The 16,335-nt window shown below is 55.0% G+C and carries 14 protein-coding genes; all 14 read right to left on the bottom strand.

What is annotated here, in order from left to right:
• Window positions 1-6 precede the first annotated feature (6 nt).
• Window positions 7-1,209, bottom strand: coding sequence for a DUF3179 domain-containing (seleno)protein (locus ACFE8Q_RS10400; protein WP_375445324.1), 1,203 nt, complete (start codon window positions 1,207-1,209; stop codon window positions 7-9).
• Complete coding sequence (locus ACFE8Q_RS10395; RefSeq protein WP_375445323.1) at window positions 1,206-1,754, bottom strand: ester cyclase; 549 nt, start codon at window positions 1,752-1,754, stop codon at window positions 1,206-1,208. Before ACFE8Q_RS10395 ends, ACFE8Q_RS10400 begins: the two co-directional genes overlap by 4 nt.
• Window positions 1,755-1,781: 27 nt before the next feature.
• Window positions 1,782-2,348 (bottom strand): carboxymuconolactone decarboxylase family protein, encoded by a 567-nt coding sequence (locus ACFE8Q_RS10390; RefSeq protein WP_375445322.1) that lies wholly within the window; start codon window positions 2,346-2,348, stop codon window positions 1,782-1,784.
• 100 nt (window positions 2,349-2,448) lie between these two features.
• On the bottom strand, window positions 2,449-3,012 hold the full coding sequence (locus ACFE8Q_RS10385; RefSeq protein ID WP_375445321.1) for a carboxymuconolactone decarboxylase family protein: 564 nt from the start codon (window positions 3,010-3,012) through the stop codon (window positions 2,449-2,451).
• Window positions 3,013-3,042: 30 nt separating this feature from the next.
• Entirely contained in the window at window positions 3,043-4,278 is a 1,236-nt protein-coding gene (locus ACFE8Q_RS10380; protein ID WP_375445320.1) for an MFS transporter, read from the bottom strand.
• A 64-nt stretch (window positions 4,279-4,342) separates the two neighbouring features.
• Window positions 4,343-7,117, bottom strand: coding sequence for a TonB-dependent receptor domain-containing protein (locus tag ACFE8Q_RS10375; protein WP_375445319.1), 2,775 nt, complete (start codon window positions 7,115-7,117; stop codon window positions 4,343-4,345).
• Between the two features lie 43 nt (window positions 7,118-7,160).
• Entirely contained in the window at window positions 7,161-7,736 is a 576-nt protein-coding gene (locus tag ACFE8Q_RS10370) for a carboxymuconolactone decarboxylase family protein (RefSeq protein ID WP_375445318.1), read from the bottom strand.
• A gap of 125 nt (window positions 7,737-7,861) precedes the next feature.
• Window positions 7,862-8,359: a hypothetical protein gene (locus ACFE8Q_RS10365; RefSeq protein ID WP_375445317.1), complete on the bottom strand. Its 498-nt coding sequence runs from the start codon at window positions 8,357-8,359 to the stop codon at window positions 7,862-7,864.
• Window positions 8,360-8,408: 49 nt separating this feature from the next.
• Window positions 8,409-10,586 carry a TonB-dependent receptor family protein gene (locus ACFE8Q_RS10360; protein WP_375445316.1) on the bottom strand — a complete coding sequence of 726 codons (2,178 nt, stop codon included), beginning with the start codon at window positions 10,584-10,586 and terminating at the stop codon, window positions 8,409-8,411.
• Between the two features lie 110 nt (window positions 10,587-10,696).
• Complete coding sequence (locus ACFE8Q_RS10355; RefSeq protein WP_375445315.1) at window positions 10,697-12,238, bottom strand: phosphatase PAP2 family protein; 1,542 nt, start codon at window positions 12,236-12,238, stop codon at window positions 10,697-10,699.
• Between the two features lie 49 nt (window positions 12,239-12,287).
• Window positions 12,288-13,178, bottom strand: a complete 891-nt coding sequence (locus ACFE8Q_RS10350) for a hypothetical protein (protein ID WP_375445314.1) — start codon at window positions 13,176-13,178, stop codon at window positions 12,288-12,290.
• A 111-nt stretch (window positions 13,179-13,289) separates the two neighbouring features.
• Window positions 13,290-14,420: a hypothetical protein gene (locus ACFE8Q_RS10345; RefSeq protein WP_375445313.1), complete on the bottom strand. Its 1,131-nt coding sequence runs from the start codon at window positions 14,418-14,420 to the stop codon at window positions 13,290-13,292.
• Between the two features lie 339 nt (window positions 14,421-14,759).
• Complete coding sequence (locus ACFE8Q_RS10340) at window positions 14,760-15,305, bottom strand: hypothetical protein (RefSeq protein ID WP_375445312.1); 546 nt, start codon at window positions 15,303-15,305, stop codon at window positions 14,760-14,762.
• Between the two features lie 126 nt (window positions 15,306-15,431).
• Window positions 15,432-16,226 carry a DUF2490 domain-containing protein gene (locus ACFE8Q_RS10335; RefSeq protein ID WP_375445311.1) on the bottom strand — a complete coding sequence of 265 codons (795 nt, stop codon included), beginning with the start codon at window positions 16,224-16,226 and terminating at the stop codon, window positions 15,432-15,434.
• Window positions 16,227-16,335: the final 109 nt, after the last annotated feature.

The following is a 16,335-nucleotide window of genomic DNA, read 5'->3' as shown; positions in this document are numbered from 1 at the left end:
TAATTTTCAATGCGTTGTCGTGGGGTGAAATGACTGCCACGAATGCCAAAACTCCTGGTAGGCTTGAACTGGCGCTAGCTGCTGCCCTACTAACGTACCTGACACTGCCAGCCCGGTTTTAGTCCAGACAGTTCCCGTTTCCTTATCCACCAGTTCCCCATTGGCTGCAGGCTTAAACGTAAGTAACCTACTGTTCACCAACCGGTTGAACGTCCGAAACGTCTGTTGGTCGGGTGCGAGAGCAACGGCAACAGGCTGCCGGCCAACCACCGTGTTGACGACTCGTTTGTTAACCAGTTCATTCCAGTCGACGGCTTTGGCAGCTTTGCCATCCAGCAGGCCAACCACCCACGATTTAGGTTTCCAGGAGGCCGAGTCGCGCCGGGTGAGCTTCCCCCGCCGAACCCCGGTATCGTAGGTAGCCAGGCTATCGATTTCTTCCCGAAAAGCCGGATCGGGCTGCATCACCAGCGTGGTTGGGTGCTCAGCGACCCATTCAGCCAGCGTCATCTGCCGGGCGGTGAGCTCGGTTAATGCGGTGCCCCGAAGCGGACCCATAATGGCCTCACCTGTTGCCTGTCGCCACCAGCTTCCCGTACTATCGTCTTCAAACATGGCGTTGAAGTGATCCATCCCTACTAATCTGAATGTGACCGGCTTTCCGTTCACAACCGGATCGAACACCCGCCCTGTCCGGCAAACGGTGCAGTAGGTAACTAGTATGGGCTTGCCGCCCACCGTGTCACGTACCTGATGATGATAACCGATCAGTTGCAGCGGGTAAGCCCGAGCTTCCCCATTTTCCAGTATGCCCAGCACCAGTTTGTTTGACGGAATTTTGTTCTGGCTCATCGGCACCAGCCGTTTAGTTACAGGCTGCAAGAACATGTGATCGGCCATCATTTTCTGATTCACCATGTAGAATACAATTGCATATACACCAATCAGTCCGGTAATCAGCCAGCGGCTTCCGCGCTTAAGGGGTTTTGTATAGGCATTGAACACAGGGGTGATCAACAGCAGGAGCAGCATGGCCCGTACCCAGGGTCCATATTGGTGGAGCCAGTACGCGACCCCTACCCGACTTAGATCGGCTGCCGTATCGAGCTGGCTGCCGGGCATCGGCATGATAAGATAAACCCGCGCCAGTTCGAGCAGGATGAGCAGTAACAGGCCCACCAATGGCCAGCGGAGCGGATTTCGATTCATTGAGCGACTATTTGCTTCGTAATCTGGTTAAAATCAACCACCGAAAAGCCTTCTGCTATTTTCCCATCCCGAACTGTGAATCGGGCAAACCCCGGCACGGTAAATGGTTTGTTGGTCGCCGCCGGAGCCAGAAAAGCAGAGCTGTGTGTGCCTGAAAAAGTAGCCTTCAGAAATACAGCGTCTCCTTCGGCAATGACTTCGGTGATTTCAATTCGAAAGCCGGCAAACGTATTGTCCATCTTGCCCATCATCGCCGTTAGCCCGTCGATGCCGTTGACTGTGACACCCAGCGAGTTCCGAAACGCCACATCGGGCGTAACAATGGTCTTCAGAAACGCGACATCACGGGCATTGAGCAGCGCATTGAAGAAAGCAACTGCCGTTTTTGCATTTGGCGACTTCACCGCCAGCGCGTTGTTCTTCTGAATAATGGCCTCATTTTTCTGCGCCACGCCCGTGTTCATCGAGGTGTATTGAGCAGACGCAAATTGTGGAGCGGCGAGCAGCAGCCCTACGGCTACCAGGAGTTGTTTGTGTACAGTCATTTGTAGTGAATTTATTGTAGTCATGTGTTAATTAGAATCAGAAGCCGCATACCCATTCTGGACCACGAGCGCAGCCCGGTTGCGGTAAAAATCAGGCTCATCAACGGGGGCCAGCGTACCCAGGCCATCGACGTACCGGTTGAACATACAGAAGGCAGCCGCAATCAGCACCGTGTCATGAATGTCCCGGTCAGTAGCCCCTTCAGAGCGGGCCGCCTCGATCTGTTCCGACGTCACGTGCTTCCCTCCCTGCTGTACACTCCCTGCTACCGTAAGCAGGGCTTTGAGTTTTTCAGAGATGGGAGCCTGTACATAATCTCCCTTCACAGACCGTACCAAACTCCAGTCAGCGTCGCCCAGATGATGGCTGGCAACGGCTCCGTGGATAGTTTGGCAAAAGAAACAGTCATTTTGTGCCGATACGTAGGTGGCTATCAGTTCGCGTTCCCCTTCGCTCAGGGTCGATTCCGGGTGCCGGGCGTTGGTGCGGAGTAATAAATTGGCGAGTTCATTCAACGGACGCGCCGTTTCCGGACTATAAGCCATTGGCCCACGAATACCGGGAATATCATCAGGAAGTGGAATATGGGGCATAAAACAGATGACTAACTGTAGTTGATATACCCTCAGCCAATTGCTGACTGAGGGATATGAACTACTAACCTATGATAAAAAGTTGAACTGGTTTTTTGTGTTAACGTACCTGGGCAGGCCCTGGCAATATGTAGCCCAGCGTACCCATCCGCTCGCCCATCGCCGTATAAGCGGCGGGGTCTGTGGGTGTCAGGGTAGCAAGCCCATCAACGTAGCGGTTGAACATGCAGAAGGCAGCGGCGATCAGCACCGTGTCATGGATGTCGCCATCGGTAGCACCCATCGTCCGGGCCGATTCGACAAGCCCGGTGCTCACCGTCCGGGCATCGGCCTGAACGTGGTCGGCAATGGCGAGCAGTGCCCGAAGCTTCTCTGAGATCGACGCCGCATTGTATGAGTCAAGCACCTGATCGACAATAGTTTGCTGATCGCCGTACAGAAAACGGGAAGCCGCCGCATGACTATTCATACAGAAATCGGTACAGTTCCGGCTCGATACAAAAGCGGCAATGAGTTCGCGCTCGGCATCGGTGAGCGTGCTATCGGGCGAACCGGCGCGCAGGAGTGCCTGCGCCAGGGCATACAGTTGCTGACCAGTATCGGGCCGGTAGAGGGCAAGGCTCCGAATGCCGGGCGCATCGTTGTTGAGTTGAATATGAGGCATTGTGATATGGGGAGTTAGCCGTGAACAGGATCAATCAGGCGTCGAGTCAAGTGGTTTATAACGTACCCAGACTGTAATCAGGGCGATCAGGAAAGCAACCGAAAAAACGAGCAGCGCACGGCCAAAGCCGCCCAGGCCCGCCACCATCGTTCCGACAAAAAATACGGCAGTAGCCGTGAAAAACCGACCAATGTTGAAGCTGATACCTGCCGCAGTGGCGCGAATGTGAACCGGAAACAGCGCCGGAATAATGCTGGACAACACGCCCTGACTGATGCCAAAAAACAGGGCCAGAAAAGCCGTTTCGGCATAAATGATCGGCGAGAAATGGCTGTTTGTCAGGAAGAGCAGACTACAACCACCTGCACAACCGGCAAAGGTCATCAACAGGGTCAGGCGCGACCCGAACCGGTTGAGTAAAAGACCCGAAAACAGACCGCCGATAATACCGCCCATTCCGAGCAACATCATGGTGAGGCCACGCTCATGCTCGCCCGTTTGGCCCGCTGGCAACAGGGTCTGCACCCAGGTGGGAATCCAGGAGAACGTACCCCAAAGGCCAACCAGCACGGCCCCAAACACCAGGACACCCGTGAGCAGATTCGTCCGGTTCAAGGCTGTCCAGGCGGGGTGGCCCCGTTGGTTCCGGGTCTGTCGTTCCCGCTGCCAACTCGCTGACTCAGGCAATAGAACCACCATTAACAAGGCTACCAGCACGGGAACCAGCCCCAGCCCAAATGCCTGCCGCCAGGCCACTTGACCAACATTCAAGCCACCCGTTGCCACAATGCCCACCGGGAACATAACGGCCAGGACGCCCAGCACCACGGCACGATTTCGCACCGGCCAGATCTCGGACAGGTAAACCGTTGTCAGCAGCAGCACGCCCCCCACACCCGCTCCCGTCAGGAAGCGACACAGGAGCAATAACGGCCAGTTGGGCACCACCGTAGTCAGCAGCATGGATACTCCGTATAGCCCTGTGGCAAAGGCAATTGCCCTTGAACGCCCCAACCGGTCGCTGATAAAGCCAAAGGTCAGCCCGCCCGTCATCCAGCCGTACAGGAAGGCCGCACTGATGTAGGCCCCTACATCGCCCATCTGCGCGGCAGTGACCGACGTACCCAGCAAGTCGGGCACTACTACGGGCAAGACCGTGGCCATCAGCGTAGATGCCGTTCCGCCCAGCGCATACGAGGCTGCGCACAGGCCAAACGCCAGCCAGTTGGCCGTCAGTGTATCAGGTTTTGTTTGAATTACGTTCATCGTTGTTCGTTTTTTTAGCACCTGCTGCCCGTTGAAAGCAGCAGGTACGTTGCAGGTACGTTCCCTATTTCAGCCCTTGATCGAACGTAATCGAGATGTAATACAGCCCGCCAACAGCCGGGGAGCCATACGCCTGTACCACATACTGATTCGTGAGGTTCGATGCGCCGAGTTTGAACATCGTTTTCAGCGAAGGCACCCGATAGTTAACCTGCGCGTCGAGCAGGTGATAGGCCGGTACGGGTCCAGGAATCAGGGCATTGAACGAGCCTACCCAATCAAACCCTTCCTGCCAGTGCCAGGCCACATTGAAGCCCAGGTTAGGCGCTACATTCCGGTGGCCGAGCGTTACATTGGTTTTAAGCCGGGGGGTGTTGAAAGCCGCCACATTGTTCGGGTCGGCGTTCCGGATATCGAACGATGACCAGGTACCGTTGCCGCTCAGTTGGTAACCGCCCGGCGTCCGGTAATTCAGGCCAAGCGTTGCGCCCTGTGCCGATACGTTGTCGGGGGCATTGGTGTATAGCTGAAACGCCTGCACGCGGCCATTCAGAATATCCTGTGCGGCGGCCGGGTTGGGTTTACCGTCGCTGCCCAGCACCGGGCTGTCGGGACGAAGCACCACGGTGTTGAGAATGAAGTTGGTATACACCCCATAGTAATAATTGGCATCGACCGATAAGTTGCTGGTGAGTAGCCCACGGTAACCCACTTCAACACTGTTGACCCGTTCAGGAGCAATGTATGGTACGTTCGATTTCTGCAGTTTGTCTTTATTGTTCAGCACCGCCTGTTGCGGACCGACCTTGTTCACATCGGCCCCAAAACCAGCCCCAAACTGGTTGACACTACTGGCCGTAAATGAATTTTCATACACATTCATGCCTGCACTGTTGCTCGGCGCTCCGCCCAGAATCGTGATCGGCCCAACGTTTAGTTTGATGAATTGGTCGGAAGGCGTGGGATTGCGGAAGCCGGTTTGGTAGCTGGCCCGGAAGTGATGCCGGTCTGTGGCCGAGAAAACCGCCGACGCACGCGGCGTGAAGTAGCCCGCGAAGTTCTGGTTCTTGTCGAACCGACCCGATACGGTCAATTTCAGCCGGTCGGCGAGCAGGGTTTTACTCACCTGCATGAACGCGCCGAATTCACTGTACAGAATCCGCCCGCCCTTATCGTCGAATAACGTTCCGTTCGTGAACAGGCTGTACTGCCGGTAATTACCACCAACCAGCACCTCGGCCGCATTTTTCAGTACCGATGTGAGGTTATACTGTCCGTCGGTGTGCCACATACTGGTCTGGCTCAGAATACCGGCCCCCGCCAGCCCCTGAACACCAGTCAACCGGTTTTTCTGGGCTTCATATTCCGACGTACCTGGCAATAACCGCCCCTGATCGGCAAAGGCACGCGCCGCCGCCTGACTATTGGCACTCACAGACGGAATGGTTCCGGCGAAAGCGGCAGCGTACCGGTCGAACCATGTCTGATCGGCTTTATCGGGCGTTACAACATTGCCGGCCAAGTCACGTACCCACGTGCGATTGATCTGCTGACCCAGCGAACGCGTATTATACGAATCGTGCGAGTCTTCGGCGTTGCTGTACCAGCGTACGAAGAAGTTACTGCCCCGCAACTCAATCCGGTGCTGAGTCAGCGAGAACCCGTTGACAGAGAACCGGTTAGAACCCGTGTAGTTAGCCGTTCCCCTGGCGAAATTATACGCATAAATCGCTTCCAGTTTGGGCGTTATCCGGTAGTGAAGCGCCCCGTTCAGTTTCAGACTATACACGTTATAGTCGGTCAGGTCTTTTTCGGCATAACCCGTCCGCGATACCTGACCGATGCCCGGCAATGTCCGAACCACTTCATCACCGTAGACATTCAGCGCATTGCGGGCCGGGTTGCTGGCCCCGCGCAGTTCGGGCGATGTTGTCTGGTTTACGTCGGAGTAAACGGTGGCGAACCAGTCTAACCCGGCCATGTACGATGCATTTAGTTTGAAGGCGAACCGCGAACCAACGGCTTTGGCATACCGAATGGCATGGTCGGTATATAGGGCCGCGCCCGCATTGGCGTCGCCCAGGTGATTGACACCCACCTTCGATTGCACACTAAGTCCCTGATTGCGGAACGGATCTTTACTGGTCATCAGCAACACACCGTTGAACGCCGCCGGGCCATACAGTGCAGAAGCAGCACCCGGCACCAGTTCCACACTCTCGGCATCCAGGTCGCTCAGCCCGAACATGTTTCCTACCGAAAACCCAAACCCGGCGGGCTGGTTGTCTATTCCGTCAATAAGTTGCAGAAACCGGCTGTTGCCCGTGCTGGCAAATCCACGGGTATTGATCTGCCGGTAGGTCAGTCCGCTGGTGACCATATCCACCCCCTTGAGGTTATTGATCCCTTCATAAAACGACGCCGATGGTGTTTCGCGAATGGCCCGAACGTCCATTTTCTCAACGGTGACCGGTGCCCGCAACAAGCGTTCTTCCACACGCGAGGCGCCCACGACAACCTCCTGTAGCTGACTCGTCGTTGCCACCAGACGTACCTCGATTGGTTGATCAACCCTAGTAACTGTCAGCTCCTGCCGTTCATGACCAACCATCGAAATAGTCAGCCGTATCGGACCTTGCTGACTGGCGTTCAGCGAAAATCGCCCGTCGCCGTCGGCTGTCGCGCCAGCCAGTTGTCCCTTGATAGTGACCGATGCACCCGGCAACGGTTGCCCCTGACCATCGCGAATTATGCCCGTCAGGCGACGTACCTGGGCCAGTGTGGGCAGAGAAATAGCAAGCATCATCGCAAACGCGATGACAGTATATATGAATTTCATGAGTAGTAGTGTAAAAGGTAGTTTCCCTGCTTTCAGGGTTCATTTACTTCGCTTGCGTTGGGTAACCGCCCGGCGGACGGACGTACCCCCTCCCTGTGATTCGCTCGCCCAGCATCTGGTAATACGCCGGATCAGCAGGTGTCACCGTTTCCAGTCCATCCACATACTTATTGTACAGGCAAAAGAGGGCGGCAATCAATACGGTATCGTGAATTTCACGATCCGTTGCACCGGCTGTTCGCGCCCGCGAAACCGCTTCAGGCGATACAGCACGTCCAGATTGTTGCGTGAGGGCAGCAATCTGGAGCAGCGCTTTCATTTTCTCACTCACAGGAGCCGTTTCAATGTCGTGCTTTACCGCGCGTGCTGTTTCAGAGTCGCCCAGCAATAGATCGGCGGCTTTGGTATGAGCCGCATTGCAGAAGTTGGTGCAGTTCCGCGCTGACACCAGCGCCGCAATCAGTTCGCGCTCGCCTTCACTCAGCGTAGACTCGCCCTCAGGGGAATTTCCCCGCAAGAGCAACTGGGTCAGGTTACGAATAGGCTCAGCCGTATCCAGCCGGTATTCGAGCAGGCCGGTAATACCCGGCAAGTGATCGGGAAGTGGAATGTGTGGCATATGCTCAGATCAGTTTAGTGATTTCTGTCATTTTCATGGCCACACAAAACCCGGCCAGCAACACAATTGCCGTTCGTAAAAAGTCTAAATAAGTCATGTGAGAACGTTTGTCTTTGGGAACAGAGTCAGCGCTGATGCCGCCTTGCATGTGCCACTGTTGGCGACTGGCGCATCCAGGTTACTGATACACTGTACCCGGTTTGGTTATTGGAGATTCCGTTGTAATAGTCAACTTTTTGAAGCGTGACCGATAGGCGATCTTTTGTATACAGCAGCCCCACAAGCTCGCTGGACTGAGGCTGCTTATCTACTGAAAAACCCAGTGAAATCAGTTGGCTCTGCCAAGCTTTATAATCTGCAACCGACTTAGTCTGTTGAATAAGCACCGTAGCATGCTGGCCGAAAACGTATTGCATTACGTCTGATGCTAATGCTGGCTGATTCATGTAGGCAGGCCGCTGGTCCATAAACAGGCAGCTCCAGGTCGTGAGCGACTTTTTCTGCTGATAACAGGTGTACCCTTTTGCTACCATTTCCTGCTCAAACGCAGCGGGCGCGCTGGCAACCAGCCGAAGCAAATCGGCCATTTTGAGCGACTGCCCAGTTAGGGAGCTCGTTGTCATTAACCAGAAAATACCCGCTAAAAATTGAATCCGCATAGTAGGTATAGGGCTAAATTTTGATACCAACTGATAAAACGGCGTTGCGCCCATCCGACGGCCAGACACCGGGGCCGGGGTAAAATAAGGGCCGCTTCGTGAAATACTGGCTGTTCAACAAGTTGTTGACGCTCCCCCTGACGTGTAGCCAACTGGTAGCCCGCCACGTAGCGTTCAGATCCCACACACCATACGCTGGCACTGGCCCTTTTGCCCCATTAGCCGACGCAACGGGCGTGTTCAGCGCATCCGAGTAGGTCATTCCTACGTAGCTGTACTGCGCCGTGAGGCTGGCCGTGCGGTAGCGAAAGGTCAGCCCGTTGCGCGAGGTGAAGCGTGGGGCAGATTCGACCTGATTGCCCGTCACATTCCTGTTTTCTGTTCCCGCCGAGACATTGGCGTTCAGATACCGGGCATCCATGAGCGCCGTGGAGGTGAATCCACTGACAAGCCAGCGGCCCGAACTCATCAGTTGCCCTTCAACCAGCAGTTCAACGCCCTGGCTCCGGCTGTCGCCAATCGTTGTCCGAAAAGTATAGGGTTGACCGGTGGCGGTGGTTTGCACCAATGTTCCCATCCGGTTTCGGTAGAGGACATCGAAAAGGCTCATGTTTACGTGTAGTCCTTTCCAGCGTCCTTCCATACCCAACTCGGCGTTGTACCCGCTGGCATCGCGCAGATTCTTGTCGACCTGTTCGTAGGTCGAGGCCGGAATAATATCCTTGAAAATCACCGGCCGGTACGCCTGCGACCACCCGCCATACAGCCGAACGGCCTCGTTGACCCTGTATTGTCCACTCACGCCCAACAGCGTAAACTGGTGACTGATGTCATTGGGTACGTTGCCGGGATCATAACTTGTGATCTCCCCACGCATCCGGGTCAGGCCACGTTCAATCCGAACACCGGGCGAAAGGGTCAGCTTTCGAGTCAGTTGAAGCTGTACTTCGGCAAAAACGGCCCCGTTTCGGGTGTAATACCACAAATCGCGACCGAATGGTGCAGTCAGCGACATGTCGTAATCGGAGCCGGTTGTCCCTTTCCCCAGTTGCTGCCGATGCAGATCATTGTGCATCAACTGCGCTCCGACAACGGCTGTCGAGGTCAGGCCGACCACCTGAAACCGGTGCAAAAGCCTGACTTCTGACGTGTAGCTATTGAAGTGATCTGCGTCTACCTGCCGTTGGCGGTACTGGTTCGTTACTGGATCGGGCTGGTCGCTAACCGTAGCAAAGGCGTCGATCAGCACGCTGTTTCGTACCCCCAGCACCGCCGAAGTGATCCATTGCAAACGGGTACGCTGGGTCAACTGCCAGTCGGCCCGCACCGAAGGCACCCAGATATCGGGACTGAAATAGTTCCGGTTACGGGTTGCCTGGCGCGGGTCGGCCCGAAACATGGAATCGGTCAGCGGTCCCGGAATCTGGTACAGGTACGTTGATCGCGCCACTTCGACCGATAGGCTTAATCGGGACGAAGCCTGGTAACGTAAACTGGCAAACAGTGCCTGCGCATCAGACCGGCTGTTTTGCCGATACCCGTCGGAATGCCGCCAGTAGGCATAACCATAGTAGGTAAGTTTCCCAACGCGCCCACCCACGGCATTATAAGTGCTTCGTAACCCGTATGAACCTACCGAACCAATACTTTCAAACCCGAACCGGCGGGTTGTGTCGGCCTGTTTCGACACCATGTTGAGCATGCCGCCAAACTGGGCACCATATTGCAGTGACGCGGTTCCCCGCACCAGTTCGATCCGTTCCAGGCTTTCGCCGGGTGGCGAGAAATGGCTGGCCGGGTAGCCATACATATCTGAATTGGTCAGCACGCCGTTGTAGCGCATGTTCATCTCCCAGGAACGGTGGGCGTCTAACCCCCGCGTAGCCACATTGATCTGATTACCAGAACCGTCCATGTCATACACAAACACACCCGGCACACGCGCCAATAGTTGACGCGGGTTTTTCTGGGCTACATCCGCATCCGTATCGGCTAGTCGGATCACCTCAGTCCGTCGGCCCGCCATCAGGTACGTTCCCTGCTGATCGGGTAACGAACGGGCTTCACCAAATCGGGCGCTCCGTACTTCTACCGTTCGTAGCTGCTGGGTACGCAGCGTGTCGGAGGATTGGGCAAAGCTATCGCTGGCCAATAGCAAAACCGCTATTGATATAGACCCTAAGATCTTCATAATGAGTGAGTAAGAGGAAAGTATACCTAAGCGATGACCACAGGTGCCAATAATGAGGAGACGCCCATTAATGGACCAGCTTTCCCCTCATCATGTAGTCGCTTACTTATCTACAAACCTGACCCGTCTGCTTTACCCCTGGTTACGGCGTAGGAACCAATATTTTTTCCACACGCTAAACCTGCCGTACAGTCTGACCGGAAGTGGATCATGCCATAAACACGCGACACCGAAGCTTCCTGTGCACGCGCCCAGAATTCGTCGGCCCGGTCGGGGAAAATGCTGCCAAGTACGGTAGCCGCCGCCGCCGAAAACGTTGAATGACCTGAGGTGTAGCTTGGGAAGTTGGGCAGTCCCACCGACGTTTTCACGCCATATTGCTGAGGCCGGGGCGTGTAGTAATAAAACTTAGTTTCCCAGCAGCACACACCGGCATCCTGCAAGGTTGTGCCAACGAGTGCCAGCGTCCGGGCCATCCGTACTTCGCTGTATTTGGCTTCGTGGGCGGCATCGGCCGCCGAGCGCATCCAGTGGCCGGGCGGCGTGTAACTGCCAGCGCCATCGGCCCAGTAGTTGGCAATCCGCGCCTGCTCACGCGTCTGGTTTTTGTTGATCTCCTGCAATTCAGCCAATTCCGTATTGAACTGGTCTGACCCTGGCAATGGTGCTGGTCCAGGCCGCAGTTTCACGAGGGTGGCCCGGTCGAAATTCCAGGTCGAAACGGCTCCGTAGTTGGGCAGCATCGGCGGGCGGGCAGGTGACTCCTGACTCGTCCAGACTTCGGTTTGTCCGCGCCCTTTCGCCGACTCGATCATGCCGGCCGTCAGCGTCTGGTTATTGGCTCCGCTCATGCCATCTGTTTTAGCACGGGCCATTACTTTAGCCGCCACCTGTGTACCCAGATCAGCACCCGCGGCGAGTTCGCTGGTTACGTTCATACCTGCCCATTGGCGCGAATCGCGGTGCTCGGCTACTTTGGCGTCGATGAAGGCCACTTCGCCGGGAAACATCGCTTTCAAAATCACCGCCGAAGCCGCCGCCACCACCGCATCTTCGGATGGGTACGTTGGCAACGCCGACACGGGCAACGCCGCCGGAACGGTGGCATCTACTTTTGACGGAGCTGTCCGCTTAAACTTGTATTTATAGCTCCAGGCCGCTACCAGGGCATCATACTGGGCTACGCTCAGGTTGGCCAGTGCCCGCGCCGTATAAGGCGGATTGGCGAATGGAAACTTCGGATCGGCCAGGGGGTTGGCCGCATCTGGCACCGGGTATTTGCCATCGGCAGTCGATGCGGGCGGTACGTTGTAACGGGCGGCTAGTTCACGGGCAATCTCGTTCCATCGATAGGCCGCACCAGCCCCCCAGTACACCACAGCCTGTTGCTGCGCCAGGGATAAGTTGGCCGCTTTTGATTTCAGATCGGTCAATTCAGCCTGATAGTCGGCCGACGAAGTGGATGACGGCGTAGCAATCGTTACGTCGGTCGGGCTGGTCAATACGTATGTTTTCCACGTACCTGCCTTGTCGTCGACGCTCACCGGCGTATAGCCCACGCGCTGTGGTTCTTCGATGGTTTTATCGCAGGAAATTACAGTTACAGCAAGCGCAACAAAGCTGACAATGAGCCCCTTATTTATATGTTTCATGTTGATTCAATTGATCTGGCCTACAGGTTTTCGATGTCTTGCAGGTACGTTATTTCAGGTTGATTTGATAGAGTAGGCCCAGCATGAAGCTCGTGCTCTGCCCCATGTTCAGGCCGTTGGTCACGTACCCGGCCCGCGCGTTGAACCCAATATTATGCGGTTGGTATTTTCCGTACCAGCCCACGGTGGTTGCCTGCATGTTGTTGGTCGGAAACGGCATATCGTTCCGGCGGATATTATCGCCCGATGTACAGGCGAACTGTTCGGCAAACACTTCTGTCTGGAACGTACGGCGAAGAATTCCCAGCCGAACGGCGGCGTCGGTCGCGTTTGGCACGGCCACTTCGTTGGTATTATACACGCGTCCATCAGCCTGGTACGAGTCCTGGTCGATGCGAATGGTGCTGCGCCAGATGTACGAGCCGTGAGCGGTCAGGTACAGGCCGGTTTTAGGGTGCTTGTAATTCAGCAGCACCCGTCCGGCTACTGACCGGGCTCCCATGCCAATCGACATGGGCTGGAAGCTGGGTACGTAACTACTCAGGGGAGTCGACACGCCGGCAATGCCGTGTACCGAAAAACCTTTGTACTCAAATGCGTTGACTTTCAGCCAACCCGAAATATCCTGAAAACCCTTCTGTCCCATCAGGTTACCCGCACTGGTGCTTGTCCAGATGTAGGGCACGTTTACGATCAGGTTTACCCGGTCGCTCAAGCCAACGGCGGCCATTAGCGAGGCACTTTGCGTGGAATGGGTGCCGATGTTAAAATTTTCGCGTTTCAGCGTATTTTCCCAATACCAGTTCCAGTTGCTGCGGCCATACATGGCGGCGGCACAAATGGTCTTTTTAGGCATGTAAATAGCATCATGGGCCATCTGTGCCCAGCTTGTGGCTGCGCTCGTCAACAGGAGCGCAGCCGTAAGGAGTTGTTTTTTCATGAGAAGGTAGTGGCTGTTTTTACAGGATGCAGGGCGTTCCAAACGCTGTTCGGAAAGCTCCTGATCCTATAAAAAGTCAGACGTCTTGCGCCAAAGAGTGAAGTGGGCGATCTAGAAAGACCGGCTTACGTTGAACGAGATCAGGTAATCGGCGAAAGCGGCATCACCATGTTTCAGGCCAAGCGGATCGAGTTGATCGGCGTAGCTCCTGGTCCGGTTACGGTACACGGCCACCGGTACGGTCAGGGCAGCCGAGTAGCCATGCTTCATATAGGAGAAGCCCGGCTCAACAGACACGATATAACCCGGCCGACGGAAACCCAGACTACCACCGAAGGCATCTTTGGCCGGCACGCCTTCTACCCGTCCGCCCAGCATCACGGCCAGGCCCGGCACAAAACCAATCGACTGGCTAAGGCCCAACCGGGCCGCAAACTGATCGGCCACCGAAAACTCACCTGTGACCAGGTCGATGGTTGTGGCCGTTGGGTTGCGCTTAACACCGTTCGTTTCGCGGGGGTTAAACAGGTAAAACCCGTTGGCATAGGCCGTCAGACCATTGGTGAGCTGCGAATATCCCTGAAGTTCCAGACTCGCCCCAACGCCGCCATCGCCCAACTGAATCGACTGGTCGACGGGGAGTGTAACCGTATAATCGGCCCCTTCTTTTGTCTTTTTGTGAAACTGATCGGTAACCGCATAATCACCTGTAGGGAGTTTCACCCCAACACCCACAGCCAGATTGGTTTTAGGTAGTTTGGCCGGGTTGATCAGCCAGTAGCTGGTTGAAATGCGCAGGTCGCCGATGCCTTTCGACTTCGTATGAAAACGGTTAGCGTCGGGGTTGATACCACTACCTGCTGCCGGATTGCCGTAATGCTCATACAGCGACGAACGGTCGTTGATTTGAATCGGCAGGTTGACCGATACCGACCACCGAAGAGACGGCATGTAGGTAATACCCAGGTCAAGCGCGTGGGCGGTGTTGATCACCTGCGTCCCCTGTTCAACGCGCTGTTTCTGTTCAACATCGCCGACAAAATGCTTGTACGACTCATAAAACCGGTAGCCCGCCGACACCTGCCAGTGGCCGGTACGCTGTTTAAAGAACGCCGACGACGAACCCGCGGGGGCCGCGCAACTCATGTGACGTACGGCCACACATCCTTGTGCAGTAGCCAGTTGGGTACTCAGTATCAGGCCTAGCGATGCCAGCCCGGTGTATTTTAGAAATGAGATCATGGACGAAAAAAGTCCGTTCCGCTCCAGGTACGTTCGCAACCGTTCTGTCAGCGACTATCCGCGTATACACGTTGAGCAAGCACCGCCAGCCTTCGCCCAGATGCAGATCGTCCATGCAATATGAACATCCACGGGAAAGACAAAGCAGTTTACCTACCAGTGTAACAAAATAGCCTGTTTAACAGCGTATTAAGCGGCGTTTACCGCGTACCGTAAAGCAGAGTTGGACCGATTAATTGAGTAACTGATTGATACACAGTCCTGCGTAGCCTATGTCGGCATCAGGTACGTACCTGACCAACCGCCATTTGCTGAGGACAACAAAACAGTACGACTCAATTAGCCGCGCGGAGGCGGAGACAATACCGCCAGATAGCGGGTGAGCATGGCCATTGGTGCGTCGGCAATGCGAACGTCGACCAGCCACGATAAGAGAGAGGGAATGAGAACTAACCGATCGGTTAGCTGGTATTCTTTAAGCAATAATTTCAGCCAGTGCCCCGCCTTACGATGCGTATCGTCGCCAGAAGCCGTATTGATCGTCTTTTTAACAAATGCCAGCAGGTCCTGCTGCCAGAAACGGGCTGCTTTATTCTCCATACCCGAAATACGAAGCGTATCACCCCTCAGGTCCAGGCTGATCACATCGTAAAACCGGCCATGATACGCAAAACCATCTTCCGACGTCTGTTCAACCAATTTCTGCGCTTGCCCTGCTCCTAACACAACCTGAAACTCGACCATGCTATCCACTGAGGAATAAACGGTTAGTCGTTCTGTTAAGTCGTGCTGATCCTGCCACCAGACACCAACCGCCACCCACACCGTTGCCAGCGTATGGTAGAGCAGTAGGGCCAATAAGCTAAGACTTAGCAGGCGTTTCATGGTAGACGGACAGGTGTATAGCGCGCGATTTCCGGCTTTTTAGGAAAAAGAATAGAACAAATATAGCGAAATGCAGTTTGAGGGTACTCTTCGCAACCAAAAAATAGCAATTATTAAGCCAAAGAATTAGAAAGGCGGTGTTAATAACCAGGTTGCCAGCCCATCGAGGCTAAAGTTGGTAGCCCACTGAATCTGTAGCAAATGTAGGTTTCTGTGATCCTGAGCCGGGTTACGAACCAGGTCCTGGTATTGATACCCGAGTTCGATCTTGCCCCAGTGGCCCGTATTGTAGCCAACCCCGGCATAGCTCCAGTTTTCGCCGTAAAACGCATTCTTGGAACTGATCGGACTATTTTTTGCGCCCGAGAAGCAAAAGAATGCTTCGTTGGATAAGGCAGCGTACCAGCCGGTTTTCTGTTGTTTTGGATCGAAGAACGGGATGGTTGCCGCCACATGGTAACGCCCTAGTTGTGCCAGCGACCATTTATCCGTAGAGAGGCGCAGCGGGTATCGTTCTTCGTAGCGAAGTCGATGACTCATCCTGATCCGGCTGTTGGTGATGCCATGCGTCAGCAGAGTTTGCGCCCATAACCGATTCTCGTTCACCCGAATGCCAAACAGGTTGTGCCGTACATACGCGTAGCCCAGTCCTACCTGAATATTCTCGGTGACTTTATACGTCAGGCTCGGCTGGGCATAGTACTGTAGTGCCAGCATAGCTATTCCCGGCGACTCAGCGGCCTGTGAGGTGGCATGGCTCGTAGCCGACAGAAACACGTTGTAACTGAGACGCTTGGTGATGGGTCCCGTCTGAGAATACTGCGGGTATACGCCAAAGAACGTCCAGGTTTGGGCGGCGAGGGGAAACGTTAAACAAAGAAATAGAAGGCAGGAAACGGCGGTTGGTAGCCAGTTCTTCATAGTGGGCCGGGTGGCTTTCTTGTCCACCCGACCACGCCTCTACAATATGTATGCCAGCAGTTTCTTAGCTGTTTACACTCAAGCCGTACCTGTAAATAATACGACTATG

The organism is uncultured Fibrella sp., from assembly GCF_964250085.1.
Taxonomy (GTDB): domain Bacteria; phylum Bacteroidota; class Bacteroidia; order Cytophagales; family Spirosomataceae; genus Fibrella.
Note: the sequence above shows the minus strand (reverse complement) of the source record. Positions and strands in the feature narration are given on the sequence as shown.